22 protein-coding genes and 1 pseudogene are annotated in these 26120 nt (G+C 44.5%); 5 read left to right on the top strand and 18 right to left on the bottom strand.

All coding sequences use genetic code 11. The features are described 5' to 3' along the window. Position 1: 1 nt before the first annotated feature. From GKG41_RS17215 to GKG41_RS17200, 4 genes are all read right to left on the bottom strand, one after another. Positions 2 to 376 (bottom strand): GntR family transcriptional regulator, encoded by a 375-nt coding sequence (locus GKG41_RS17215; protein WP_154260919.1) that lies wholly within the window; start codon positions 374 to 376, stop codon positions 2 to 4. A gap of 172 nt (positions 377 to 548) precedes the next feature. Next, on the bottom strand, positions 549 to 1172 hold the full coding sequence (locus GKG41_RS17210; RefSeq protein ID WP_199884596.1) for a TVP38/TMEM64 family protein: 624 nt from the start codon (positions 1170 to 1172) through the stop codon (positions 549 to 551). Further along, positions 1162 to 2253, bottom strand: coding sequence for a glycosyltransferase family 4 protein (locus GKG41_RS17205; protein ID WP_154260917.1), 1092 nt, complete (start codon positions 2251 to 2253; stop codon positions 1162 to 1164). The genes GKG41_RS17210 and GKG41_RS17205 overlap by 11 nt, the downstream gene beginning before the upstream one ends. Further along, positions 2253 to 3467, bottom strand: coding sequence for a glycosyltransferase family 4 protein (locus GKG41_RS17200; protein WP_154260915.1), 1215 nt, complete (start codon positions 3465 to 3467; stop codon positions 2253 to 2255). The genes GKG41_RS17205 and GKG41_RS17200 overlap by 1 nt, the downstream gene beginning before the upstream one ends. A gap of 181 nt (positions 3468 to 3648) precedes the next feature. Here GKG41_RS17200 and GKG41_RS17195 point away from each other — a divergent pair, with 181 nt between their 5' ends. After that, positions 3649 to 4374 carry a TraX family protein gene (locus GKG41_RS17195; RefSeq protein WP_154260913.1) on the top strand — a complete coding sequence of 242 codons (726 nt, stop codon included), beginning with the start codon at positions 3649 to 3651 and terminating at the stop codon, positions 4372 to 4374. Between the two features lie 1160 nt (positions 4375 to 5534). On the opposite strand, the gene GKG41_RS17190 is transcribed toward GKG41_RS17195, so the two are convergent. From GKG41_RS17190 to GKG41_RS17170, 5 genes are all read right to left on the bottom strand, one after another. After that, positions 5535 to 6209, bottom strand: a complete 675-nt coding sequence (locus tag GKG41_RS17190) for a UDP-N-acetylglucosamine pyrophosphorylase (protein ID WP_154260911.1) — start codon at positions 6207 to 6209, stop codon at positions 5535 to 5537. Then, a complete protein-coding gene (locus GKG41_RS17185) occupies positions 6190 to 8250 on the bottom strand; it encodes a DNA topoisomerase (RefSeq protein WP_154260909.1) in 2061 nt (686 codons plus the stop codon). The genes GKG41_RS17190 and GKG41_RS17185 overlap by 20 nt, the downstream gene beginning before the upstream one ends. Before the next feature lie 149 nt (positions 8251 to 8399). Beyond that, positions 8400 to 9485 carry an aspartate-semialdehyde dehydrogenase gene (gene asd, locus GKG41_RS17180; RefSeq protein ID WP_154260907.1) on the bottom strand — a complete coding sequence of 362 codons (1086 nt, stop codon included), beginning with the start codon at positions 9483 to 9485 and terminating at the stop codon, positions 8400 to 8402. A 135-nt stretch (positions 9486 to 9620) separates the two neighbouring features. Continuing rightward, positions 9621 to 11000, bottom strand: coding sequence for an argininosuccinate lyase (gene argH, locus GKG41_RS17175; RefSeq protein WP_154260905.1), 1380 nt, complete (start codon positions 10998 to 11000; stop codon positions 9621 to 9623). Between the two features lie 69 nt (positions 11001 to 11069). Beyond that, positions 11070 to 11735: an epoxyqueuosine reductase QueH gene (locus GKG41_RS17170; protein ID WP_154260903.1), complete on the bottom strand. Its 666-nt coding sequence runs from the start codon at positions 11733 to 11735 to the stop codon at positions 11070 to 11072. 88 nt (positions 11736 to 11823) lie between these two features. Between GKG41_RS17170 and GKG41_RS17165 the strand changes: the two genes are divergently transcribed. Continuing rightward, positions 11824 to 12600, top strand: a complete 777-nt coding sequence (locus GKG41_RS17165) for an ABC transporter ATP-binding protein (RefSeq protein WP_154260901.1) — start codon at positions 11824 to 11826, stop codon at positions 12598 to 12600. A gap of 13 nt (positions 12601 to 12613) precedes the next feature. After that, on the top strand, positions 12614 to 13402 hold the full coding sequence (locus GKG41_RS17160) for an ABC transporter permease (protein ID WP_154261017.1): 789 nt from the start codon (positions 12614 to 12616) through the stop codon (positions 13400 to 13402). An 82-nt stretch (positions 13403 to 13484) separates the two neighbouring features. On the opposite strand, the gene GKG41_RS17155 is transcribed toward GKG41_RS17160, so the two are convergent. From GKG41_RS17155 to GKG41_RS17130, 6 genes are all read right to left on the bottom strand, one after another. Then, complete coding sequence (locus GKG41_RS17155) at positions 13485 to 14735, bottom strand: MFS transporter (protein ID WP_154260900.1); 1251 nt, start codon at positions 14733 to 14735, stop codon at positions 13485 to 13487. 82 nt (positions 14736 to 14817) lie between these two features. Beyond that, complete coding sequence (locus tag GKG41_RS17150) at positions 14818 to 15756, bottom strand: glycyl-radical enzyme activating protein (protein WP_154260898.1); 939 nt, start codon at positions 15754 to 15756, stop codon at positions 14818 to 14820. Between the two features lie 35 nt (positions 15757 to 15791). Next, positions 15792 to 18173 (bottom strand): formate C-acetyltransferase/glycerol dehydratase family glycyl radical enzyme, encoded by a 2382-nt coding sequence (locus GKG41_RS17145; RefSeq protein ID WP_347563324.1) that lies wholly within the window; start codon positions 18171 to 18173, stop codon positions 15792 to 15794. A gap of 365 nt (positions 18174 to 18538) precedes the next feature. Beyond that, positions 18539 to 19135 (bottom strand): helix-turn-helix domain-containing protein, encoded by a 597-nt coding sequence (locus GKG41_RS17140; RefSeq protein ID WP_154260896.1) that lies wholly within the window; start codon positions 19133 to 19135, stop codon positions 18539 to 18541. Positions 19136 to 19350: 215 nt separating this feature from the next. Beyond that, positions 19351 to 20760, bottom strand: a complete 1410-nt coding sequence (locus GKG41_RS17135) for a trimethylamine methyltransferase family protein (protein WP_154260894.1) — start codon at positions 20758 to 20760, stop codon at positions 19351 to 19353. A gap of 33 nt (positions 20761 to 20793) precedes the next feature. Then, a complete protein-coding gene (locus GKG41_RS17130; protein ID WP_154260892.1) occupies positions 20794 to 21600 on the bottom strand; it encodes a pyrroline-5-carboxylate reductase dimerization domain-containing protein in 807 nt (268 codons plus the stop codon). A gap of 638 nt (positions 21601 to 22238) precedes the next feature. On the opposite strand from GKG41_RS17130, the pseudogene GKG41_RS17125 reads away from it, so the two are divergent. Then, positions 22239 to 22774: pseudogene (locus GKG41_RS17125) on the top strand (CatB-related O-acetyltransferase). Here the strand turns inward: GKG41_RS17125 and GKG41_RS17120 are convergent. From GKG41_RS17120 to GKG41_RS17110, 3 genes are read right to left on the bottom strand one after another with little or no spacing between them, the layout of a single operon-like run. After that, positions 22775 to 23599, bottom strand: a complete 825-nt coding sequence (locus GKG41_RS17120; RefSeq protein ID WP_154260890.1) for a protein-ADP-ribose hydrolase — start codon at positions 23597 to 23599, stop codon at positions 22775 to 22777. Next, the gene (locus GKG41_RS17115; protein WP_347563325.1) at positions 23586 to 24476 is read right to left on the bottom strand and encodes a Sir2 silent information regulator family NAD-dependent deacetylase; all 891 of its coding nucleotides are present in this window, start codon (positions 24474 to 24476) and stop codon (positions 23586 to 23588) included. Before GKG41_RS17115 ends, GKG41_RS17120 begins: the two co-directional genes overlap by 14 nt. Before the next feature lie 11 nt (positions 24477 to 24487). Continuing rightward, positions 24488 to 24883 (bottom strand): pyridoxamine 5'-phosphate oxidase family protein, encoded by a 396-nt coding sequence (locus tag GKG41_RS17110; RefSeq protein ID WP_154260888.1) that lies wholly within the window; start codon positions 24881 to 24883, stop codon positions 24488 to 24490. Between the two features lie 277 nt (positions 24884 to 25160). Here GKG41_RS17110 and GKG41_RS17105 point away from each other — a divergent pair, with 277 nt between their 5' ends. Beyond that, positions 25161 to 26036: an AraC family transcriptional regulator gene (locus GKG41_RS17105; RefSeq protein WP_154260886.1), complete on the top strand. Its 876-nt coding sequence runs from the start codon at positions 25161 to 25163 to the stop codon at positions 26034 to 26036. Positions 26037 to 26120 lie beyond the last annotated feature (84 nt).

The following is a 26120-nucleotide window of genomic DNA, read 5'->3' as shown; positions in this document are numbered from 1 at the left end:
TCTATACCTCCTCATAGATCATCCGCAGCATTTCTATTATTTCATCATAAGAAATCCCGCTTACTTTTGCTTTCTCAACTGCCTGCTCCAGGTATTCTTCAATTGCCTTTAGCTGTTCTTCTCTGACGATATCCTGATTGGTATCTGCGACATAGCTTCCTTTTCCCACTTGTGTGCAGATAAACCCATCCCGCTCCAGATCTTCATATGCCCTTTTCGTGGTGATCACGCTGATTCTCAGTTCCTTCGCCAGCAGCCGCATAGAAGGAAGGGCATCCCCCGGCCTGAGCTCACCCGACATAATCATCTGCTTCATCTGCGACGTTATCTGCTCATAGATGGGCTTACCGCTTGAATTACTGATTATTATGTTCATAATCCTCTCCATTTCATGAAGTGTATATATATAGTTTTATTGTATATATATAATATACACACTATATACATATTTGTCAACAGGCAATATATGTAATTTGGGACGTGTTCCTTTTAGAAAGAACACGTCCCAAATTACAACACGGGTGTCCCATTTTCGGTACGCCCTGTCCCTATATGAAGTTTTTTATAATTTCCATTATCCCTGTAAGCCCTAAGCTATATATAAGAATAGACAATGGTTTCCCCAGAAGGATAATCCACGTAAATCTTTTTAATGTCATTTTTGTCAGTCCTGCGATATAACAGAGAAGATCGTCCGGTGCTACAGGCAGAAAGATTGCTATGGCAAAGGCTTTATCAAATTTATCTCCTTTTTCCAGCCATGTTATATATTTGTTATATGACTTTTCTTTTACCATTGACCGGACAAAAGGCCGCCCATATTGTTTGGAAAGTCTGAAGGCCAAAACGGATCCGATGCAGATTCCTATGTAATTATATACGAACCCCCACACAGGACCAAAGATGAGCACGCCTCCCAGACAGCCGATTGCTCCGGGCAGAATTGGAATTACTACCTGAACAATTTGAACCATTATGAAAATAAAGGGAGCCCAAAATCCGAATCTTCCCAAAAATTGTGACAGTGCCTCCTGGGAGGAAAAGATTTTATTCTGTACCCCGTAGATGATAAAGAGTGTCATTAAAATCAGGCCGACCACTGTGCTCACATTCAGAAGCATTGCTGTTCTTTTATTGTTATCAATACAGATCTCTTTTGCTTTAGTTGCCATTTTTTGTAACCACCTCATAGATACTTCTCGCCGTATTGTAGCGAACAAGACTGTTTCCCTGTTCTTTCAGTATACCAATGTAGAAATCTCTCCACATTTTCCCTACATGTTCTCTGCTGTAAAACTCATGACCCTCAAATGCTTTATGGGATGCTTCCATATAAAAATCCGGTTCATTCTGAAGTCTTTTCAGTAAAATCTGGAATTCCTCTCTGGACTCCCCTTTTAACACATAATCAAAAAGAATTGGTTTATAAATGTCCAAATCCCTCACCAGGATAGGGATACCGCAGTTCATGGATTCCAGGATAGTCATTGGAAACAGTTCTTCAAAGGAAGGCAGAAACATTACATTTGCCATATTATAGATGTCATTCATTTTCTCCCTGTCCACCATGCCAAGGAATTTAACATTGGCGGGGAGATGTTTCATCATCTGCCGTATCTCCTCATAACCGTCCGTAATTTTACCAAAAGAAAACCCTCCGGCCCATACAAACTGCATTTCCGGCATTTTTCTGGCAATGTCCACAAACTCCATAACTCCTTTTCTTTTTTGGAGCTGCCCAACACAGAGTACTGTAAACTTATCCTCTTCAATCCCATATTCCTTCCTTATCATCTTCTGACGGTCCATGGTAAGAGGATAGAAATCTTCATCTGATACAAAGTTGGGGATATAAGTTACTTTATCTCTTGAAATTCCGTAGGTTTCTAAGACATCAATAAAATAAGGGTTTACGGTAACAAGATAATCCATTTTTTTATAAAAGGAAAGCATGTATTTGTAAAAAATCTTTCTTGCCAGACGGGGGAGGCGGATGCTGTTATCAACGGTCTCCGGTAAAAAATGCACATATCCTACTGTACTCCCCTGTCTTTTTCTGAATGGAATGGACAGATAAAAACCAGGGTTGATTGAATGGTAATGGGTTATTTCACTTGGAGCCTTTCCGTTTTCTTCCACCCGAAATAGATCCTTTAATTCTTCCTTTACCAGCGCCACCTGTTCATCATGTGCGGACAGCACTCCATGTCCCTTCACCATATCTGCCTTAGACATCATATTTATTTTATACATTATGAATTCCTCCTTATCACCATATTATGAATCCAACCCAAAAGATACCCTGTATAATCCTTGGCTGCCTGTACGCCAATCACCTGCCGGTAAAGCTGTTCTGCACGATTGCCGAATTCCCAGGTAGAAAACCTGACTGCATCATCCATTGCCTGTTCTGCCATCACCAGACGTCTCTCCTCATCCGCCAGCATATACTCCAGATGCATCTTAAAGTACTCATAAGAATCATACTGGAACCCGTTATAACCGTCTGTGATTACCCCGTCCAGACACTCATCTTTCCGGCACAGCGCAGGAATCCCGCTTGCCAGAGCTTCCAGATAGGTCAGACCTTGTGTCTCACTGTTGGACGCACTTACAAATACATCTCCCAGCTGATAATAACTTCCCACTTCACTGGGATCTATCATTCCGGCAAATACCACCTGGCCTTCCAGTTCCATTTCCTTTGTTTTTTTCTCCAGTTCCTCTCTGTAAGGACCATCCCCTACCAAAAGCAGCGTAAGATCCTTTCTGTCCATTTTTTTCATATATTCTAATATCTCTGCCAGATTTTTTTCCTTCGCAAGGCGTCCGACATTAACCAGAACCTTATTCTCCTTTGGAATTCCCAATAGTTCTTTTCTTCTTGCCCTCTCATCCTCAGTGATTCTTGCAGAATATTTTCTCAGGTCAATCCCCGTGGGAATAACTTCTATCTGCTGCTCTACCTGATATTCATACAAAAGATTTCTCACTTTTGCTGTAGGCACAATTACTGCATCTACTTTATCAAGAAGCTTTCTGCTCCATACGGCCACTACCTTTCTTCCCACAGTTTTGCTCGGAGAAAAATAATGAGTATAGTCTTCATATACGGTATGGTAGGTGTGAACAACCGGACAATGGCATTTCTTACTGATCTTCACTGCGTATGGAAATGTCATAAATTCACACTGAGAGTGAATTACATCCGGTGACCACTGAATAAGTTCTTCAACCAGCTCCTCTCTGTGACAGATAGTCGCCCTTGCATTTGGATAAATCTTTCCAAAGTCATATGACTTCAGATAATATATATTATTTTCTTTATACGAATACTTTTCCGATGCCAGTGTCAGCACTCTTACATCATGTCCTCTTTCTTCCAGTTCCCTTTTAAGATTTAATACAGAAGTTACTACCCCGTTAACAATGGGCGCATACCAATCTGTTGTAATTAATATTTTCATGGAATCACTCCTAACTTTTTTTCTTTCTCAACTTGTTAAATATATCATACAGAGACAATCTAAAGATTAGGTGCTTCCTTTTCTAAAGTTTTTCTAAAGGATTTCTTAAACCACCTTTTGCTTTTTCAATTACTTACTGTTATACTATAATTCTGAAAATATAGGAGTAGGAGAGAACAACATGGAACAAAAAAAATATGCCTGCCTGAGCGGAAGCACATTAAAAATCATAGCAATGGTAACCATGCTTATTGACCACATCGGAGCTGCCATACTGGAAAATGGATACTATCTGAAATATGTCAACACTTCCGGCACTGCCGTTACAACAGAGCAGATAACAAAAATCCTGGAAATTGACAGGGTCCTCCGCTTTATCGGACGCACCTCGTTTCCTATTTTTTGTTTTCTTTTAGTAGAAGGATTTCTACATACTTCAGATAAAAAGAAATACGGGTTCCGGCTCTTTCTGTTTGCACTGCTGTCAGAATTTCCCTTTGATATTGCTTTTAATCAGGGAATTTTAGAATTCACATCCCAGAATGTCATGTTTACATTGTTCCTCGGATTTCTGGTATTGGTCATCATCGAAAAGTATTCCGATAAACCTTATATCATGCTCCTTGGCCTGGCAGGCGGCATGGGCCTGGCTTATCTGATGCGCACAGACTACGACTTCAAGGGGGTAGCCCTGATTGTTATTCTCTACCTTTTCAGATACAGACGGGTAGAGCGGACACTCTTCGGATGTATCTCCCTTCTCTGGGAGCCGCCGGCCTGCATTGCATTTGTACCTATCAATCTGTATAACGGAGAAAGAGGGCTGAGGCTGAAGTATCTGTTTTACTTCTTTTATCCGGTACATTTGCTTTTATTGTGTGGGGTGCGGTATTGGCTTTTAGCATAAAATTATAGTTTTGTGTATGTGAAGTTCGGAGTTATATAGTCGGGGAGCGATGTGTCGCAGACGGACGGTCAAGGGAGGAGGTCTTGGGGCCAGGGGTACTGTGTGGATCTGCTTGCTACTGCGTTTCTCCTTAGCTAACTGCCTGGCCGTTCACTAAGAAGCTCAGGAAAGCCTTCGCTCCTAAGTGACCGCCGGCAGTGGATCTTCGGACGCACTCCGTAGTCTGCGCAGCTCCACACAGTACCCCTGGCCCCAAGACCTCCTCCCTTGCGCTGGCAGAGACTCACTTCACATTCACNGCTGCGTTTCTCCTCTGCTAACTGCCTGGCCGTTCACTAAGAAGCTCAGGAAAGCCTTCGCTCCTAAGTGACCGCCGGCAGTGGATCTTCGGACGCACTCCGTAGTCTGCGCAGCTCCACACAGTACCCCTGGCCCCAAGACCTCCTCCCTTGACCTGGCAGAGACTCACTTCACATTCACGGAAAACGGGGGAAAGGTTGAGAGTTGTACACTTTTCCTCTTATTTCGCATTATTATCCGCTTGATGTTTTGGATAGATAGCGCCCCCCTGGAACTTCCCCATACCCAGGTGAGAGGAATCCTGCGGCGGCGGGCTGGCTGGTTTGGGCGGGAGGGAGGCTTAAGTTCCGGGGACGATTCCGCAGGAGTGAGTAGAGAGTCTTAGGCAAAACCGGGATTCACGCTGGAGATTTTTTCGGCAGTCAGGGCCGAAAAAAAGTGAGCATGGGCAGAGAATGCACATAAGGCATTCTTTGGCCATACGAACGGTGCTCCTGCGGGGATTCCGGTTTTGTCTTAGACTCTCTTCACGACGGAGGTGTCCCCGGAACTTAAGCCTCCCTCCCGTCCGAACCAGACGGACCGCTGCCGCGGGATTTCTCTCACCGTCCCCCTGCCACCCACACCTGCCGTCTTGTGTACCCCTAAGCTGATGTCCAATTCATTGAATTAAATCCCCTACCCTTCCTCAAATTTGCAGCAACGTTTTATTCTATGCATCCCCAGAACACAATACTCCCTTAGAGACAGCAAAAAGGCGCTCTAGCTCTCTGCCAAAACGCCTTTGTTTTCTCAATATGCGAGTAATCTGGCAAAAAGGTGCACAATTGTCAGCTAGTCTCGCGGGATTTCTCTATTTTTTAATCAGCTGCCTTTTCAGCAATCTCTGTTTTGTTTTTGTAAATACTGTTGGAGGGAACCACGCCTCTTACGGACGACAGGGGATAGATATTGGTGTGAGAACCCACTACGGTTCCAGGGTTCAGCACAGAACCGCAGCCCACTTCTACTTCATCTCCCAGCATTGCTCCGAATTTTTTTAAACCAGTTTCGATCTTTTGGTTTGCTGCCTTTACGATTACAAGCTTTTTGTCGGATTTCACATTCGAAGTGATTGAACCGGCCCCCATATGAGACTTAAAGCCCAGGATCGAATCTCCTACATAATTGTAATGGGGAACCTGTACCTTGTTAAATAAGATAACATTTTTAAGTTCTGTGGAGTTTCCTACCACAGCCCCCTCCCCTACCAGAGCATTTCCTCTGATAAATGCGCAGTGGCGGACCTCGGCATCCTTTCCGATGATAGCCGGGCCGTTGATATATGCTGTAGGAGCTACTTTAGCACTCCTGGCAATCCAGATATTTTCTCCTTTTTTCTCGTACTCCTTCTCATCCAAAGAATTGCCCAATGATACTATAAATTCGCTGATGTGGGGAAGCACCTCCCAGGGGTAAGTATACTTCTCCAGCAGCTCCTTTGCCAATGTCTGATCCAAATCCTGGTATAACTCCTTAATTGTTAACTGCTCCATTTGTTTTCCCTTCTTTCTTTTTATTTGCCGCTGACCGGCCGGGTGATGTCTTGTAATTCTGTGCCGCCTTATCAAAATACTGGCGGAGTACATACTGGTTATTCAGCTTCAGAACCCCGTAAGTTCTGCTTTTGATGAAATTCTCCAGCTTAACCATGTATTCTTCTGAGGTAATATCCCCTTCCGCCACATAGGTAAGCCCCTTTTCCCAGCTTGCGGTCAAGTCCGGATTCAGCAGGGAGCGGATGGACGCATTCACCACATCAAATATCATTTCTCCCAGAAGTGTGGGAGTAATCACCTGGGTCTTCTTATTCAGTCCAAGGTATTTTATTGTCACTAACTTCTTCAGTATCTCTGCTCTGGTGGCACTTGTTCCAATCCCGCTGCCTTTGATCTGAGCTCTCAGCTCCTCATCCTCTATGAGCTGACCTGCATTCTCCATGGCAAGAATCATAGAACCAGAGGTGTAACGCTTGGGAGGCGAGGTTTCCCCCTCCTTAATCTCAAAGCGGTCCACCGGAATTACCCCCTGCTTTTTCAGATTCTGAAGCGCCTCTAAGAAGGCTGCGTCGCAGGAAGTCTCTTCCTCTTTTTCACCTGAATCTTCCTTTTTCCTGGCAAAGGAATTCCCCGTCACTTTCAGATATCCCTCTGAGATCAGGACCTTAAAGCTTGAAAACAGCCGCTCCTTTTCCACAAGCGTTACCAGGTTCACCTTCTGGTACACAGCAGGGGGATAAAAAATACTCAGGAAACGCCTTACGATGGTCTCAAATACCTTTTGGGATTTTTCACTAAGACGGTTTATGGCGGAAAGACCCTGTCCGGTTGGAATTATGGCATAGTGATCCGTTATCTGCTTGTCATTTACATACCTTGTCTTAGCAATGTTTTTGTAAATTCCGTTTTCCAGAATCTCAGCTGCAAAAGGCTGCCCATGTATATAATTACGCAGTCCTCCAATGTTTTTATGAATTTCTTTTGCCACAGCTGAGGAAAGTACTCTGGCATCTGTTCTGGGATAAGTGACCAGCTTTTTTTCATACAGTTCCTGCACTACCTGAAGGGTTTCATCCGGGCTGATCTTAAAAAGTCTGGCACATTCATTCTGAAGCTCAGCCAAATTAAACAGCAGGGGAGGATTTTTATTTTCCTTCTTTTTTTCAATTTTTTCTATCACCGCCTGCAGAGGAGGATGAGCAGAGAGTATTTCTGCAAGCTCTTGGGCATGTTTCTTTTCTTTAAATCCGTTTTCCTTATATAAAAGGGGAGACTGAAAATATCGGCTTCCCTCTGCAGCCCTCCATTCCCCGTCAAAGGGTTTGCCGTTAAGGTTCAGTTTTCCCAGAACCCGGTAAAAGGGGGTTTTTACGAAGTCACGGATTTCCCGTTCCCTGCGGACAACCATCCCCAGCACGCAGGTCATTACCCGCCCCACGGAGATTGCCGTATATTTCGTATGAAGATAACCAGATACCACATTTCCGTATTTCAGAGAGAGAAGCCTGGAAAAATTAATTCCCATGAGGTAATCTTCCTTCGCCCTGAGGTAGGCAGAAGCAGAAAGATTGTCATATTCGGACAGATCCTTCGCCTCCCGGATTCCTCTGACTATTTCTTCCTCTGTCTGGGAGTCAATCCATACTCTTCTGCGTTCCTTTCCCTTCACCCCGGACATCATCTCCACCAATCGGTAGATATACTCACCTTCACGCCCGGAGTCTGTGCACACATAGATGGTGGCTACGTCCTCCCGCTGTAATAGTCCGCTGACTATATCAAATTGTTTCTTGACGGAAGGAATGATTTCATATTTGAATTCCTCCGGCAAAAAAGGCAGGGTATCCAAACTCCACCTTTTCAGCTTCGCGTCATATTTCTCCGGATAGCTCATGGTAATCAGGTGCCCTACGCACCAGGTCACAACGGCGTGTTCCGATTCCAGATACCCGTCGCCCCTTCTAAAATTCTCCTTCATTGCCTTGGCGAATTCCTGGGCTACACTGGGTTTCTCTGCTATATAGAGTGATTTTGACATTCTGTAATTATTCCTTTGGCATATTTTCATCAGCAATTTTTAATCCTGCTTATTATACCATCCTAAGATGAATAACACAAGAAGACAAAACCGGCAGGGAAACCCGCTGCTGACGCGCGCTTCGCCTGCCGGCTGCTGCTTACTTTGTTTTATTTTGCTGTGATATAGCCTTTTGCTTTGAGAGTCTCCGCACAGAGAACTGCTCCACCTGCAGCTCCTCTGACCGTATTATGGGATAATCCCACAAATTTAAAATCGTATACTGTATCTTCTCTCAGACGTCCCACAGATACGCCCATCCCTTTTTCATAGTCAACATCTGCCTTCACCTGAGGACGATTATCCTCTTCCAGATACTGAATAAACTGTTTTGGGGCACTTGGCAAATCCAGTTCCTGAGGTACACCTTTAAAATTCACCAGACGGTCGATTAACTCTTCCCTGGTAGGTTTTTTGTTAAATTTAACAAAAGCAGCAGCTGTATGGCCATTTAATACAGGCACACGGATACACTGGCAGGTAATTACCGGGAGAGAGGCCTTCTTAATTACACCGTCCTCCACTTTACCCCAAAGCCGCAGAGGCTCCTGCTCACTCTTTTCTTCTTCTCCCCCAATATAAGGGATAATGTTCTCTACCATCTCCGGCCAGTCTTTAAAGGTTTTTCCGGCACCGGAGATTGCCTGATAAGTCGTGGCTACTACTTCAACCGGTTCAAATTCCTTCCAGGCAGTAAGAACCGGCGCATAGCTCTGAATGGAACAGTTTGGCTTTACAGCAACAAACCCCCTTTTGGTTCCCAGACGCTTCTTCTGAAATTCAATCACTTCAAAGTGTTCCGGATTGATCTCCGGCACTACCATCGGCACATCAGGAGTCCATCTGTGGGCGCTGTTGTTAGATACTACCGGTGTCTCCGTCTTTGCGTATGCCTCCTCGATTGCCTTAATCTCATCTTTTGACATATCCACTGCGGAGAAAACAAAATCAACACTGGCCGCCACTTCCTCGACCTCATTCACATTCATAACTACCAGCTTCTTAACAGCTTCCGGCATAGGGGTATCCATTTTCCAGCGTCCCCCGACTGCTTCTTCATAGGTTTTGCCCGCACTTCTTGCACTGGCCGCTACTGTTACCACTTCAAACCAGGGATGTTCCTCCAAAAGGGAGATGAATCTCTGTCCCACCATACCTGTCGCTCCTAAGATACCTACTTTCAACTTATCGCTCATAATACTTCTCTCCTCGATTTTATTTCTATGTATAGTGCAAAAGTTCTGTTACAATATCAGTTTGTTTTTGCACCGCGTACATTTGTCTTTCCTAAACAATACTATACTATATGCAGGGAAAAATCAACACTTTTTTTAATTTTTTTCCAGATATTTTCTGTTGATCTCTATCACCTGTTTCATAGCTTCTTCCCCCGGAGCTCCTATGGTCATTCTCTTTTCCACACAGGTTTTCATGCTGATGGCATCATAAATGTCTTCCTGGAAGGCCGGGCTAATCTTTCTGTATTCTTCCAGGGTCATGTCGTCCAAAGAAATCCCCTTTTCAATGCAGTACAAAACAAGCTGCCCTACTATTCCATGGGCATCCCGGAAAGCAACCCCGTGATTCACCAGATAATCTGCTGCATCTGTTGCGTTGGTAAATCCATTTCGGGCGCTGGATTCCATATTCTCTTTCTTAAACTGCATGGTGGCCAGCATACCGTTAAACAGGGCAAGGCATCCCTTTACCGTATCAATTGCGTCAAAGGTCAGCTCTTTGTCCTCCTGCATATCCTTATTGTAAGCCAGAGGGATTCCTTTCATAGTTGTGAGAAGAGACATCAAAGCGCCATAGACCCTTCCGGTTTTCCCCCGCACCAGTTCCGCAATGTCCGGGTTCTTCTTCTGGGGCATAATGCTGCTGCCTGTACTGTAGGCATCATCGATTTCTACAAATTGGTATTCGTTGGAATTCCAGATAATTACTTCTTCTGAAAAACGGCTCAGATGCATCATAATAGTGGACATTGCAGACAAAAACTCAATCAGATAATCTCTGTCCGCCACAGAGTCCATACTGTTTAAGGTAGGTCCCGCAAAACCCATAAGCTCAGCCGTGTACTCCCGATCCAGAGGGTAGGTAGTTCCAGCAAGCGCTCCTGATCCCAGAGGGCAGTAATTCATTCTGTCGCAGATATCCTGAAGGCGTCCTCTGTCTCTTTTAAACATCTCAAAATAAGCGCCCATGTGGTGTGCCAGAGTAATGGGCTGTGCCTTCTGCAGATGGGTAAATCCCGGCATAAAGGTATCTGTATTCTCCTCCATGATATGGAGAAGTGTCCAAAGAAGTTCCTTTACCAGTCCATCCATCTCCTTTACCTCATCTCTGGTATAGAGCTTCATATCCAGGGCCACCTGGTCATTCCTGCTTCTTCCTGTATGAAGCTTTTTTCCAGGTTCCCCGATGCGTCCGATAAGAGTCGCTTCCACAAAGCTGTGAATGTCTTCGTATTCACTGGTGATCTCCAGGGTTTTGTTTTCCACATCTCTTAGAATCCCTTCCAGTCCGTCCAGAATCTGCGTCTTTTCTTCCTCTGTGAGAATCCCCTGCTTTGCAAGCATCTTAACATGGGCCATACTTCCCGCAATATCCTGTCTGTAAAATTTCTGATCAAACCCAATGGATGCATTAAAATTATAAACTAACTGGTCCGTTTCCTTTGTGAAACGGCCGCCCCATAACTGTGCCATTTTTTTATCCTCATTTCTTTCTTAATTTTATCTACGCTGTCCGCCTATAATCGTGTATTAGTGTATCATCTAGCCCTTGGCATTGCAAGAATTTTGTCGACTCTCCTGCTCCCTTTTGGCCGCCTCCCTCTCCTTTTTAGAGAATGCACAGCCGCAGTAATCCTGCCGGTAGATTCCATATTCCCTGGAAAGTTCTGTGGAACGTTTATAGCCATTTTTCTTCTTGAAATCCGAGGAAAGATAGGCAGTCCCATATTTTTCTGCCAGTGCCTCTCCTATTTCATTCAGTTTCCCGGCATTTTTCAGAGGGCTGATACTCAATGTAGTGGTAAAAAAATCATATCCTCCTTTTTTTGCCTCCCTGGCTGCTTCCTCCAGACGCAGAGCATAACAGCGGAAACACCGCTCTCCTCCTTCCGGGATCTTTTCATATCCTTTTACTGTATCATAGAACTCCTGTTCCCTGTACTCGCTTCCCATAAACTCTATGGGATTTGCCGCAGGCAGGCGGCGGATAAACGCTTCCTGCTCCTCTCTCCTTTTCAGAAACTCCTCCCTGGGGTAAATGTTCGGATTATAATACAGAACTGTAATCTTAAAATAACGGGACAAATACTCCAGTACATAGCTGCTGCAGGGTGCACAGCAGCTGTGAAGAAGCAGACGCGGTACAGAGTCCTCCTTTTCCAGCTTTTCGATGACTTTTTCCATTTCCTTTTGATAATTTCTGATCATGTGTGGTTTCACCTCTTTTTCATTATAGCATCAGCACTCTTTTCTTTCAATTTCATATGATACTATATACACATCATGGAGGACGCATATGCAAACACCTTTGTTAGAATTAAAAGATATCAGTCTTTCTTATCACAGCGAAGATGGAGAGACGTTAGCACTATCCCATATATCTTTTCAGGTTCAGCCAGGTGAATTTGTCGCCATAGTAGGCCCCAGCGGCTGCGGCAAATCCACTCTCCTGAACCTGATCTCAGGCCTTCTCACCCCGGAAGAGGGAGAAATCCTGATGAATGGAAAGAAATTAAGTGAGAATCAGATGAACATTGGCTATATGCTGCAGAAAGATCACCTGTTTGAGTGGAGAACCATATACAGCAACGTATTGTTAGGATTAGAGATTCAAAAGAAAGATACCCCACAGAAAAGGGAACAGATTGATTCTCTTTTACAGACATACGGACTTGACACCTTTAAAAACTCCAAGCCTTCTCAACTGTCAGGTGGAATGCGTCAGAGAGCAGCCCTTATCCGCACTCTGGCATTGGAACCTGACCTTCTTTTATTAGATGAACCTTTTTCTGCTCTGGATTATCAGACACGCCTTAATGTAAGTGACGATATAGGCAAGATTATAAAGCAAGAATCTAAGACCGCCGTATTAGTAACCCACGACATCTCGGAAGCCATCAGCATGGCCGACCGCGTTATCGTTCTGACCAAACGCCCCGCAACAGTTCAGAAGACGGTTCCCATAGAATTGGAAATTGACCAGGAAGAAAGAACCCCCATGGGTTCCAGAAATGCCCCTAATTTCAAAACGTATTTTAATCTTATCTGGCGGGAGCTGAATCACGGTGAGTAAAGAAGTGGTTAAAATGTCTACGGGGCAGAGACAATACCTGAAAAACCTGAAACGCTCCCGGCAGCTGGTGCAGCTGGCACGGGCAGCAATCTTTGTTATCTTTGTGGCACTGTGGGAAATAAGCACACGCCTTACATGGATAGACTCCTTTGTATTCAGCAGTCCCAGCAGGGTTATAAAGACCATGATCTCCATGGCACAGAACCACTCCCTGTTTATTCACATGGGTGTCACTCTGTGGGAGACACTGGCCAGCTTTTTCTTCGTCACAATCTTCGGTGTGGGCATCGCCGTACTTCTGTGGTCCTCCCCGAAGGTATCGGCCATCCTTGAACCCTATCTGGTAGTTTTAAACAGCCTCCCAAAATCTGCGCTGGCTCCCCTTCTCATCGTATGGCTTGGGGCAAACACTACCACAATCATTGTTGCGGGCATGTCCGTGGCAATTTTCGGAGCAATCATAAACCTCTACATCGGATTTAAGGAGGTAGATCCGGATAAAATAAAACTTATCTATACGCTGGGAGGAAAGAAAAAAGATACTCTGCTAAAGGTTGTGCTTCCGGCTTCCGTCCCTGTAATTCTCGGGGTTATGAAAGTTAATATCGGCCTTTGCCTGGTAGGTGTGGTAATCGGAGAATTTATCGGCTCCAAAGAGGGGCTGGGGTATCTGATCATCTATGGCAGCCAGGTATTTAAACTGGACTGGGTTATCATGTCAATCGTACTGTTATGCATTATGGCAATGATTTTATACTCTCTCATTAATCTGGCTGAAAAAATGTATCTGAAAAGGCTGTAGGCAAGAGACCAATAAACGAAGAGGAAGGCACAGCGTCCTTCCTCTTCATTTTATGACTGGCAGCCCGTTTCCTGGAAAGGTATTATTCCTGTTCTTTTATTGATTTTGCCTGTTTTGTTAAGATTACTGATATTACCAGACCAGCAGCCGAGAACACAAACAAAAGAATAAAGATTTTATGGAAGCCTGCTGCCACATTCCCCCCCTTTGTTGCCTCATCCAGCCATACGCCGGCAACTGTAGGAACAATAAAATCTGGTATAAATGCAATAAATGAAACGACTCCTGTGGCAACCGCCGTCATCTTTATAGGGATGCCCGCCTGACCCATAGTACTCCAATAGGTGGATTTCATTATATTCGCAATAAATGCAAGGATCATTGTGATAACAATACATACGGGCACTACCTTGCTTGTAAGCATCATTGCTACAGTAGCTGCTGTCACTGCCGTAAATAATACAAAAAAGCCTTTTCCTTTGAAGGTAAACTTATCCAGCAACCAGCCGCCGATAAATCCGGCCAGAAATACAATAATATAGCTTCTAATAATACCAAGTGTGGAAGCCGTGGACTCAGCAACTCCAAGAACGCGTACCGTATAGGTGGTCAGATATCCATTACCCAAAGTCCAGGATACATATGCACAGGCTACCAGACCAATAGTAATCCACACCCCCTTGCACTTGAGAGCATCCAGCATAGTATATGATGTTTCACTATCATTCCCGATATCCTCCCCGTTCAGTTCCCCCTTTGGCAGAAAGATAAAGGCCAGAATAAGAAAGAGCACACAGATAACCATCCCCGCAAGGAGAACAAAGCGGAAACCGGAAGCAGCAGACGCTGCCGCACCCATGATGCCCAGAAAGAGAAAGCCTCCCACAGCCTGAATAATTCCCCGGGTAGCCTCGCTGCTGCCAAAAAGAGTACTCTGACTCTCTTCATCCCCAAGAGAACGTATCCCTGTCAGGTAGGCAGACCACAAAGTGGCAATACCAAAAAATCCATACAAAATGTGTACGAGCATTAAAATTATAAAATTAGTTGTCATAGAATACACAACCGTACAGGCAGCCAGACCGGCCAATGAAATAATGATCAGATTCCTGCAGGAAAACTTTTCAGCAAAGATGCCTCCAATAGGATAGCAGAGAGTACTGGTCAGAGATACCGCCGTAGCCATCAGTCCCATCTGTGTATCTGTAAGATTTAGCGCAGCAGTCATCTGATCATAAAATGTAAACCGAAGATATGGAATCTGATAAGCGAGCGCAACAGTTGCGCTCAGTATAATAAAAATCATTAACTTTTTAAAACCCATTTTTCTCATAAGCTTCTCCGTTCCACCGTCCGATTGACGGTACAATTAGTAATAGGACAGTCTGTCCCCTTTTGTAAAACATACCGGCTGACTAATTTAGAATTCTGCCGGATACTTTGACAGGAAAGGGGATATTGAAATTCTTCAGAAAAGCAACTTTTGCATAAGCCTCCTCAAAAGTCATGGGCTTCAAATTACTCATTGCATATCCCCGCCCAAGATATTCATAGGTAGACTCTCCAAGGCGGTGGTATGGCAGGAATTCCAGTTCTTCACAGGAAGCAAGCGCTTTGCAATATTCTGCTGTCTCTGATATATTCTCTGGATTATCATTTATATTCCATATTAGCGGAACACGGATATGAAGCGCACCCGGCCTGCTGAATTGGGATGCCTTCTTTATATTTTCTAAAATCAAATGATTATCCACACCTGTATACTGTTTATGTATTTTACCATCCATTATCTTAATATCAGCGTAAAACTCATCCAGGTATGGCAGCAGCATTGCAATCCGACTGTAATCCCCATACATATCCAGTTCGGCCATAGTATGAATTCCCGCATCTTTGCAGAAAGACAAAAGCTCCCTTGCAAATTCCGCCTGGCAAAGCACATCTCCGCCGCTTAAGGTGACACCCCCACCGGAGTGATAGTAATATACTTCATCCCGCAAAATGATTTTCATCACCTGTTCCACAGTCATAACCTGGCCGTAAACACCAACCGCATTTGTCGGACAGACCTTTGCACAAATAAGGCACTTCGTACACTTGTTATCATCTCTCTTGATTCGGTTTGCACTGTCGTCCAGAGACAAAGCCTTCTGCGGGCAGCTGCTCACGCATTTGCCGCAACCTCGGCATATAGCCTGCCGATAGTAAAGTTCCTGTTCCATTTTCTGAGATTCCGGAGTTGAACACCACCTGCATCTAAGGGGACATCCTTTAAAAAACACCACTGTCCGCAGACCTTTTCCATCATTCGGTGATAGTTTCTCGATTCTCAGAATTTGAGCTTCTCTGCTCATACAAATAACCCTTTCCGATTTATTCACTACTATGTTTACACATTCACTCTCGCATGTGCCGTCCGCGAAATAATATCATCCTGAACCTCTTTTCCCAGTTCCACAAAGTAGGCAGTATAGCCGGCCACTCGGATTAATAATCCTTTATGTTTTTCAGGATTCTTTTGTGCATCTATAAGTATATCCCTATCAATCACATTAAACTGCACATGGAAAACTCCAAGCGAGCACATACTCTTCAGAAAAGCCATTAAGGACTGGGTAGAATTTTCACTTTGATTAAACGCAGGATCCAGCTTCAGATTCAGTAGAGTTCCCTGGCTGAACCTTCCATGGGGAATAAAAGAAACAGATTTCATTACGGCTCCCATCCCCCCTATGTCCGTTCCTGCATTCGGGCTGACCCCGTCGGCTAGGGGAACATATGCCTTTCTCCCTGACGGAAGAGCACCGACCTCCAGGCCAAAAGGCGTATTTCCTGATACCGGAAGAATCCCTGCCGTCATGTGGCCGTACTTACTGTCAAAGGATTCAATTAAGTCAGCAATAAAGCTAAACAATTCAGCAGTTAATTGATTTACATCCTCATCGTCATTGCCGTATTTCGGACATTCCAGGCATAATTTTTCTATCTCCTCAAAGCCGACAAAATTATGCTCCAAAGCTTGCAGAAGTTTCTCCATACTTAGCATCTTTTTATCATAGACTAGATACTTCACTGCATAGACGCTGTTAATCAGGTCCGCTACCCCAATGGCATCCAGACCGTTGCCTACATTGTATTTCGGCCCGCCCCAGGCATAATCTTTTGCTTTTGTAATACAATCCTCAAATGACAAAGACAGGGCAGGACATACTCGTTCCAGACAAATATCATCATTTACATGGTTTCCCGCAACCATTGCCCGTATGATGTAAGTAATCTGCTCCTTTACCGCCTTAAAAAAGTCCGCAAACGACTTAAAATCACATGGATTCCCTGTTCTTGCTCCGGCGGGAACGTCGTACTTCCTGCTGTGGCCATCATTTAGAGCAAATTCTACAACAGAGCCTAGATTGTAGTCCGCATATGACGTATAGCAATGCATCTTTCCTGCAAGATTGGTTTCCACACAGCCGCAAGGATTCCAATTATATGCCTCTTTCAGGGGAATGCCCTTGTTCATCAGCATCTGAATGCCAACCTCATCACAGTGAAATGCCGGAAAGCCCGTACCCAGTTTTATCAATTCCGCCACCTTTTTCAAAAACGCATTGGGATTGCGTATCATATGATACCGCACAGACAAAGATGGCTGATAAAGCTGTACGTCCATAGTAGCCTGGAGAATCATATAAGAGAGTTCGTTGACAGCATCCATTCCATTTTCATCCACGCCGCCTACACAGATATTCTGGAACATAGGATAGCCTGCAGAATATTGTGCTGTCTTTTCATCCTGAAAGAGGCAGGGTTCACTGAATTTGACCCACAGGCAGTCGAGCAGTTCCTGAGCCTCCTGAGGTGTAATTCTCCCTGCTTCCAGATCTGCTTTGTAAAAGGGATAGAGATATTGGTCCATTCTTCCCGGATTATAGCTTGCCGCATTCTGTTCCATGAAAATACAGGTGTGATAGATATAGAAGGATTGGAGTGCCTCTCTGAAGGTCTCCGCAGGTTTTTCAGGAACTCTGCCGCAGATCTCCGCAATAGACAGTAATTCTTTTTTTCTTGTCTTAACTGTCTCTTTTTCTGCCATCCTTGATGCTTCTGCCGAATAACGCCTTGCCAGCTGAACTACCCCGTCAGCGCTGAGAGAAAGAGCACGCAGATATACCATCTTTTCATAATGGCCCGGTTTCGTGATATCCAAAGCTGCTCTCGTCTCTTCAATCCTCCTTCTTACCCCTTCTATCCCCTCTTTCAGAATCATTTCGTATCCCGCAGTTGTCTCCCCCCAACCGCGGACAGCTTTGCGGTTAATATACAAAACCCCGCAGTCACGAAGAATTCTTGTATCTTCCGGAATCTGGCAGAGCCATTTTTCGTAGGTTGACCTTCCCTTCCAGTAAGGTCGGATCTCATCCACAAAATGCTCTCTATCTTCATCTCTCAGATAAAAAGGATCGTATTTCCTGGTGCTTATGGTATCCAACTCATCATCCAGTACAGACCAGCAGGTATCAGGGCACAGTAGGCCGCCGCGCTGTTTGCTTCCTGAATTACCCACAATCAATTCATCATCCCATATTTTTACTGTCTTTTCCAGACACTGCTTCCGAAAGGCATATGCCTTTTGAACTACAAAAGGTTCTCCCTCTGACTCCCGGAATCCCCGGGTCAGAATCAATGCATTTTCAAGATCCATTTCTGGACGAGCATTTAAGACCCTGTTTTTGAGCCTCATGATACGGTCCATGTTTACTTTGTCTTTCACAATAGTTACCTCCCATATGAATTCCTAAATGAAACGGTTTCCGGCCGAATACTTATTGTTATAATAACTATATCATTTTGCATAGATTTTAACAAGAGGAAAAATATCATTTAAGAAATTTTTCTTATATGATATTTTTTATCAAAGACAACCATTATTGCCGTAGAGCTTGCTTTTAGATAGGATTTAAACAGAATCTGTTATTAGAAAAATGATAATTTATCCTGCATCCATCTATAATACTTAGAAAAACAAAACAAATTATCATTTCAGACAAGCAAAATATTCTCTGCTTATTAAATTATCCCGGCATCAGCAGAATTATTTTACTTCGTTATATTCCAAACGCCGGACATTGCTGACTTTTATTTAGAAATTTCAATCCAATAGCTAATGCATTCTTCAAATGAACGGTTTGTTATCGTATGTTTTGTATTTGCGCGTATCATAATACAGTCTCCTTCTGAAAGTTCATAGTTCCCATCATCCATTTCCAGTCCCAGCTTCCCTTTGGCTACTATTCCGAATTCGTCATAGCTATGGACATTATAAGATTGTTCCCGCATACCGCTCACCAGCGTCAGAACATTCACTTTAAAATGCGGACTATCCTCAAATACCGACTCAAAATCAAGAGCATTCACAATCCCGTAAATAGGAAGGCGCTCCTCTTTCCTTAAAATATAGCTCTTTTCTTTGTTAGTACTGCTTATCTTCTCTGTCTCATCAATCATTAATTCATTAGCTGTGATATCCAGAACAAAACACAATTTTTGTATATTTTTTACCGATGGATTTACAGCCCCCCGCTCAATTTTACTAATATATCCGGTAGATATCCCCGACTGTTCCGATAACTGCTGAAGCGTCAGCATCTTTTCTTTGCGCAGGCTTTTTAACTTTTTACCCAATAATTTGAAATCTGTCATATTTATTTCCTCGTTCTTAAGTTGATTTCTCACAGTGCCGTCCTTCTAAGGGCGGGTATACAGCCTTAACCGTACGATAAAGTATAACATAAGGCAGAGAGAATGATAAGTAATTTTCTCTATTTGTCCGGATTTTCTTCTCTTTATGTCAGCAGAATACGAGAAAAGAATCTCCCGGAGGTCTGTATGAACAATCCTCCGGGAGATTCTTTTCTCTAAATTATACTTAGCCCAAAAGCATACTCCTGCTAATATATTTCCATAAACTTCTGCAGTTCTGCATCGATATCGTTAGGCAATGTAGGTTCTCCGTAATTTTCCAATATTTCTTTCCATTTCTTATTGGCCCGCTCTTCGACAGAAAGACCGCCTCTGCTCTTCCACTGTTCATACACCCACCGGTCACCGATTGTCGGCATGTAGAATTCATCCCGAAAATTCTCCAGTGTATGATCATGTATAAGAAAGGTTCCCTTAGGCCCTATTTCTTCTATCACATCATATGCAAGTGTTTCTTCGTTGACAGCTACCCCTTTATTGATTCGTTTCATATAGCCAATAATCTCATTATCAATAATCAATTTTTCCAAAGAGGTACAGTTATAGCCTTCTATAATCCCTACACCATGAAGAATAAAATTCCCACCTGCCATCTGTCCCATCGTGAGAGTCACCGCTGATTCATAACCTGCCTGTGCATCCACCAATTTAGAATCAGAAAGTGCACCGCTGATTCTGCATGGAATCTGATAATATTTTGCCAGCTGACCCACAACCAGGGAAACCAGGGCATGCTCCGGGGAACCAATGGATAATACCCCGCTGGACATCTCCGCATTTGCTCCGGCACCCGAGTATACAATAGGAGTCCCCGGGCTAATAAGCTGAGCCAGAACAATCCCCGCCAGAACCTCTGCATTCTGAACCGAAACCAAGCCGGCCAGAGTAGTTGGAGCTGTCATTCCTGCGATAGCAAGAGAATTAATCAATTGGGGCTGACGCGCCTCTGCATAAGCCATCAGGGCACCCAGCATGCTGTCATCATAGGCAAGAGGTGTCAGTGTGCAGGGAATAGAGGCCATAATTGGCTTTTCCTTTATTGCTTCCATACCGCCAAATGCAAGAGAGGCCATTTCAATCCCCCTCTTCGCATTTTCATACCCCAGAGAGCTCCCCATAAAAGGCTTCTCACTGTACTTTAATGTATTATAAAGCATAACATCGGGACGCCTTGCCACCTCAACATCCCCTGGTTCACAGGGAATCTGGCTCTGGATATCAACATTTTTCAGCCGATCGCAGATCTTAATAATTTCAATAAAATCAGCCAGAGTTCCCGGGCGTCTGCCTCTGTCCCTATCTGTAACAAACGGAGGACAGTTCGGACCGGCATACACAGAATCTTCCGTGTTAAGAGTCACATTGTATTTCGGATTACGGGCATACATAGTAAAGGATGATGGAACATTTTTCAATTCCTTCTCAACCAGCTTTTGCGGAAACCGCACTCGTTCGCCGTCTAGTATGGCACCGCCCTTTTCCAAAATGTCTCTTGCAGGCTGATACGTCATAACCACTCCGATATTTTCCATAATGCGAAGTGTATTTTCATGGATCTGTTCGATTTCATTTTGTGATAAAACCTGATATCTCTGCATAAGTTTTTCTCCCTTTTTTATTTTATTTGATGCTTACAGCTGCCCCAGCTCCCTGCAGCGGTCAACACAGGCCTTTATACCTTCTTTCAGGCAGGTGTCAAAGCCAAGTTCATCCATTTTATCAAGCGCAGCAAGAGTCGTCCCCCCCGGAAGGCGCAGCTTATTTTCCAGCGTCTCTGCGCTCATTCCTGAATTCAGAAGCATCTCAGCACTGCCCTTCATTGTCTGAGCGAACAGCCGCAGCGCAGTCTTTTCATCAAAACCCATATGTACCGCTTCTTCTACTGCTACCCGGGCCATATGATAAAAATAAGCCGGAGCTGAACCATTTATAGGAACAACTTCGCACATAAGAGTCTCTGGTATCTCCTCAACGATACCGCAGCTTGACAGGAAACGATTTACCTCCTCAAAATCCCCACCCGATACCGCGGGTGCTCGGGAAATCGCAAAAGCTCCCATTCCCGCCTGAGCCGTCAGGGTAGGCATGCACCTTACAACTTTACACTTATCTCCCAGCCTCTCGCGATACCAGTCCGTGCTCATACCTGCCACAACGGAAAGCAACACGGTTTCTGGGGATAGAGCCTCCTTAACCTCTTGAATAATAGAACTAATCACCTGAGGCGTCACAGCGACCAAAACAATAGGAGCCCCTTTTACCAATTCCCCAATAGATTCAAACGCAGTATAGCCTCTCCTTTTGAACTCTTCCCGTACGGCTGGCGAAATATCAAAGATCGCCATCTCTTCCGGACTGTAAACACCGCTCCTCTCCACCCCTGAAAGAATTGCCTTTACGATGTTTCCGGCCCCAATACATCTAACTGTTGTGCTCATTTTATGAACCCATCCTTTCCCCTGCGCTTCATACGCAATTAAATTTTCGAGTTGAGGACATTAGCCAATTTGTTTTATCTGTCCCCCTTTACGTATAGTATATAGTAAGCTTTTTATCCCGTCAAGATAATTTATGATAATTTTCTTTTATAAGATAATTTCGTGACAATTTCTTACAAAAATAAGAAAGGCTATGACTTTTGTCTGTGGACAGCCTTTACTTCTGATCAATATAATGTTTTTCATTCACCCGGGGGCCTTCACAGAACAGGGAACCCCGCAAATACACTTTCCGAAGGTTCACACACCGCTCCACACACCTGCCGCAGCTTCCGTATCGTTTATAAAGACAGTACTCTCAGTCAGGTCTTTTTGTTGGAGTAAGGCTCAGGTCTGTGATAATATACTGCCCAGCCTGCTGCTGAAAAAGCTATAAAGTAAGCTATCACTGGCCTCGCGCCCGATAGTATATCCGAAGGAAGCGCATGATTAGGTCCAATGGTTTCCTTCAGCTTCCGAAACGAGGGCTCCCCTGCGTCAGCCATGCCTGTATTATCTCAAATATGGAACAACCAGATGTTATACTCATAGACATATAGCCCCCCTGGCATACCATTCCCTTTAATGGAGGATTTGAAATGACTGATTCTAAAAAAATATATCTCCGTACCGGAGATAAACAGACCATATATCTGAGAAACGTGATTACGAATCCCAATATAGAGGTTGGAAATTATACGATGTACAACGATTTTAAGAATGACCCTGCCATGTTTGAAATAAATAACGTGTTGTACCATTATCCTGTGATCAGGGACAAACTTATCATTGGCAAGTTCTGCTCCATAGCCTGCGGTGCCAAATTCCTGCTTAACAGCGCGAATCATTCGTTGAACTCCCTCTCTATTTATCCTTTCCCACTCTTTTTTGAAGAATGGAGACTGGACAGGAAGGAGGTGCCGTTTCCTTGGACAATAAAGGAGATATTCTGATAGGTAATGATGTGTGGATTGGTTATTAAGCTGTCATTCTTGCGGAGGTAACCATTGGTGACGGAGCCGTGATCGGCGTAAGGGCGGTTGTTACGAAAGATATCCCGCCGAATGAGAGAATTGCAAGAAACATCAGTGCCATTCAATCCGGCTGTGCAGAACAATTACTCTCGCAAAAATGATCAGATCCCCTGCCCTATGACAGATTGATAGATGGCCAGATCGCAATCTTTATATACATTAAAGATAATCTTTTCTAATTCTGCATGCCCTTCCAGATACGACACAACTGTTTTCACAGCTATCTCTGCCGCTCTTTCATTTGGAAAATGAAATTCTCCTGTGGAAATACAGCAGAACGCGAGACTTTTTATGTTGTATGCGGAGGCACACTTCAAGCATGACCGATAACAATTTCCCAAGTCCTGCTCCAGGGAGGGGCTGAGGCTCCCGTACACAATAGGACCCACCGTATGGATCACATAGTTTGCGGGCAGGTTGTAAGCCGGAGTTATCTCTGCGGCACCGGTAGGTTCCTCATAATCGGCCCCGTATAGTTCTCGTTTTTTTTCCATAATTTCATAGCACGCCTGTCGCAGCTGTACTCCTGCGGCGGAGTGAATGGCATTGTCAATACATCTGTGGCAGGGAACAAAGCATCCCAGCATTCCGGAGTTTGCCGCATTGACAATAGCATCTGCAGCAAGCCTGGTAATATCTCCCTGCCACACCGAAATCCTCTCAGCAAGCCCACCAGAGACTCCATATTGTTCTTTCACAGAAGGAATCTGTTCCGGGGTTATGATTCCCTTCTCCATAGCTTCTTCCCGGAGGAAATCGTCCTGAAGCTGCAGAAGCTTCTCCGGAAGCGGCCCGGGCATCCGGAGATTCATAAGGGCGCGCAGAACGTCCCTCCTCTCTTCTTTCTCCACATTCAGATTTTTGTAATCCAAAGAGTCCTCACAGAATCCTCGCAGCAATTTATCCAATCTCTCATCCTGATTCATGATCTGCTCCTTCCTCAGACTTTATCCCGGTATACGCCTGCATGTTCCATGTCAGTGCTCTCCCCAGGACCTCTCCGATGTCTCTGTCAATGCACAGGGACCTGCCGTATATTTCTTTGGGGGCAAACGCCTCTGTGTTATTGACACAGATATAAAAAGCCCCGGATTCCTGTTGCGTCATCTGCCAAAACGGGTATTTTATAATGCCCGGAGTATTATAACCGGTACCCAGCTCCAGAAACAGCAGCCGCCGGTTCTGATGCCGCTGCAGAAACAATTCGTATCTTTCCGCGGCGAGATGCCATCCCTGATCTTCAACAAAGGTTTGATCCGCACGGAGATTCATACTCATCGGCCTGCCGCACACCGGACAGCGGGGAATCAGATCCCTGGGAACCAGCATGTTTTTCTGCTGTTCAAACATCCGGCGGATGATTTCTTTATTGTCGTAGGTTTTCCTGTGACAGGGCTTGCTGCACTGGAACAGTCCGTAATCCCCCTGTGTATAAAACAGCCGCTGCTTGTCAAATCCGGCGATTTGAAACTGGTGGTCAACATTTGTAGTGAGTACAAAGTACTCTTTATCTCTCAGCAATTCCAAAAGTTCCTGATAGACAGGCTTGGGGGCATCCATATAGCGGTTAATCCAAATATACCGGCTCCAGTAGGCCCAGTATTCCTCCAGCGTATCGTAGGGGTAAAACCCTCCGGAGTACATATCATCGAAGTGGTATTTTTCTGCAAAGTCCCCAAAATATTGGCGAAAACGCTCTCCCTTATAGGAAAAACCGGCAGAGGCAGAAAGACCGGCCCCTGCCCCTACAATGACAGCCTCTGCCTGCTTAAGCTTTGCACACAGTTCTGCAATGGCATCCACAGTACTCACCTCTAAAATTCATAAGGAGGATTGCCGGAAAAATCAGCAATCACGCCGTGGGGATGGTCCAGATAAAATACCACAAAGATTGGATTGTCAGCGGTATTATACTGCCCTTTCACTATAGGATTTTCCATGCAGCCTTCCTTCACTTCCATGTTGTCTTCAAACACAGCTCTTCCATGCAGACGAAGCCAGGCATAGGATGCATCGGATATGCTAATCTCCACTTCCGGGTTCTCCTGCATATCCTTATAAACTTCTTTCTGGTTATTCGTGCAAAACCACAGCCTACCGTCTTTTTCAAAGCAGAACATAAACGGACGGCATTTTGCCTTCCCGTCTCTGCCGACGGTTGCCAGATACTGTACCGGATTTGCCTGTAAAAATTCTACTACTTTCTTCATTTTCTCTGCTTCCTTTCACATTTACATACCAGGGCACGACTGGAAAGCTGCCCCGCAGATATTTTGAGTTACCTATAACAGCCGCTGTCTATACAAGTATCATAAAACCTTTGGTATCTTTTGAAAAGTACGCACTTTGAAGTGGGATAGGCACTTATCAGAGGCATAGTATACAAAGGATACCATGTGACTGTCAGCACAAAATATGCAAAAAGGCATTCTGGAGCAAATATCTTTTTCGGATTCATGGTAGAATACAGTTCAGGAGGTAGCGATTATGTACGCATGGGAATCTATTCAAATTGCTGTAGATTATATTGAGGCACATTGCGGGGAAGAAATACGCATAGAGGATCTGGCATCCGCCTGTCATCTGTCAAAATTTTATTTTCAGCGGCTGTTCCAGCGGCTGACAGGAAAAAGCGTTATGGAGTATATCCGATTACGGCGTCTGGCCAGATCGATCAGACTGCTGAGAGAAGAAAAAGAAAAAAGTATTCTTGAGGTGGCATTGGCATGCGGATTTCAGAGTCACAGTTCATTTTCTTCCATCTTTAAGGAAGTATACGGGATTACACCGGATGCTTACCGCAAGAGTGAGGTTCATCTGGACGTTTACCAGAAGCCGGATCTGTCTTTGAACCATACAATGGCAGATATGCAGGAACCTCTCGTTACGGATCAGATGGTTTTGGAAATCTCCCGCCGTCTGGTGGAACAGGATATTGTATTCTCCGGGCAAAGTAAGCTCGCCAAAACAGAGGAACTCGGCCAGCCGAAGGTAAATATGCTCACAGATCTGTGGGATACCGTAACCCGAGACCTGCCTGACAGTGCGGTTGGGGTAGATATTTTAACCCTTTCCGATTGTCCGGGATATTTTAACTACTTTGTAGGTGTTGAGGATATCTGGGGCACGGGAGGCGGCGAGACCCGCATTATGCCGGCAGGCACATATATTGTATGCCGGTATACTGCGGAGACTTTCGAACTATTGGTAGATGAAGCATTATATAAAGCCAGCAAATATCTGTATGACGTATGGCTGCCCGCCCACAGCCTCATTCCTGAAAATATACTAATCCAAAAGTATTTCCGTCCGTTTGAGAAGGACTCCTGCATTGAATTGTGGGCAAAGGTGAGAGATTTATAGCAGAAAGGGGGCTGTCGGGAAATAGATAGCCCTACACAGGGGCAGGCGTGATTCATACGAATCACGCCTGCCCCTGAAAATTAT

This window comes from Lactonifactor sp. BIOML-A5, assembly GCF_009677585.1.
Taxonomy (GTDB): Bacteria; Bacillota; Clostridia; order Lachnospirales; family Lachnospiraceae; genus Lactonifactor.
This window is presented reverse-complemented; position numbering and strand designations above follow the sequence as displayed.

What these genes read in the sequence shown, in the direction of transcription:
- GKG41_RS17215 (WP_154260919.1), bottom strand. Translation starts at nt 376, where the DNA reads ATGAACATAATAATCAGTAATTCAAGCGGTAAGCCCATCTATGAGCAG.
- GKG41_RS17210 (WP_199884596.1), bottom strand. Translation starts at nt 1,172, where the DNA reads ATGGCAACTAAAGCAAAAGAGATCTGTATTGATAACAATAAAAGAACA.
- GKG41_RS17205 (WP_154260917.1), bottom strand. Translation starts at nt 2,253, where the DNA reads ATGTATAAAATAAATATGATGTCTAAGGCAGATATGGTGAAGGGACAT.
- GKG41_RS17200 (WP_154260915.1), bottom strand. Translation starts at nt 3,467, where the DNA reads ATGAAAATATTAATTACAACAGATTGGTATGCGCCCATTGTTAACGGG.
- GKG41_RS17195 (WP_154260913.1), top strand. Translation starts at nt 3,649, where the DNA reads ATGGAACAAAAAAAATATGCCTGCCTGAGCGGAAGCACATTAAAAATC.
- GKG41_RS17190 (WP_154260911.1), bottom strand. Translation starts at nt 6,209, where the DNA reads ATGGAGCAGTTAACAATTAAGGAGTTATACCAGGATTTGGATCAGACA.
- GKG41_RS17185 (WP_154260909.1), bottom strand. Translation starts at nt 8,250, where the DNA reads ATGTCAAAATCACTCTATATAGCAGAGAAACCCAGTGTAGCCCAGGAA.
- asd (WP_154260907.1), bottom strand. Translation starts at nt 9,485, where the DNA reads ATGAGCGATAAGTTGAAAGTAGGTATCTTAGGAGCGACAGGTATGGTG.
- argH (WP_154260905.1), bottom strand. Translation starts at nt 11,000, where the DNA reads ATGGCACAGTTATGGGGCGGCCGTTTCACAAAGGAAACGGACCAGTTA.
- GKG41_RS17170 (WP_154260903.1), bottom strand. Translation starts at nt 11,735, where the DNA reads ATGATCAGAAATTATCAAAAGGAAATGGAAAAAGTCATCGAAAAGCTG.
- GKG41_RS17165 (WP_154260901.1), top strand. Translation starts at nt 11,824, where the DNA reads ATGCAAACACCTTTGTTAGAATTAAAAGATATCAGTCTTTCTTATCAC.
- GKG41_RS17160 (WP_154261017.1), top strand. Translation starts at nt 12,614, where the DNA reads ATGTCTACGGGGCAGAGACAATACCTGAAAAACCTGAAACGCTCCCGG.
- GKG41_RS17155 (WP_154260900.1), bottom strand. Translation starts at nt 14,735, where the DNA reads ATGAGAAAAATGGGTTTTAAAAAGTTAATGATTTTTATTATACTGAGC.
- GKG41_RS17150 (WP_154260898.1), bottom strand. Translation starts at nt 15,756, where the DNA reads ATGAGCAGAGAAGCTCAAATTCTGAGAATCGAGAAACTATCACCGAAT.
- GKG41_RS17135 (WP_154260894.1), bottom strand. Translation starts at nt 20,760, where the DNA reads ATGCAGAGATATCAGGTTTTATCACAAAATGAAATCGAACAGATCCAT.
- GKG41_RS17130 (WP_154260892.1), bottom strand. Translation starts at nt 21,600, where the DNA reads ATGAGCACAACAGTTAGATGTATTGGGGCCGGAAACATCGTAAAGGCA.
- GKG41_RS17120 (WP_154260890.1), bottom strand. Translation starts at nt 23,599, where the DNA reads ATGAATCAGGATGAGAGATTGGATAAATTGCTGCGAGGATTCTGTGAG.
- GKG41_RS17110 (WP_154260888.1), bottom strand. Translation starts at nt 24,883, where the DNA reads ATGAAGAAAGTAGTAGAATTTTTACAGGCAAATCCGGTACAGTATCTG.
- GKG41_RS17105 (WP_154260886.1), top strand. Translation starts at nt 25,161, where the DNA reads ATGTACGCATGGGAATCTATTCAAATTGCTGTAGATTATATTGAGGCA.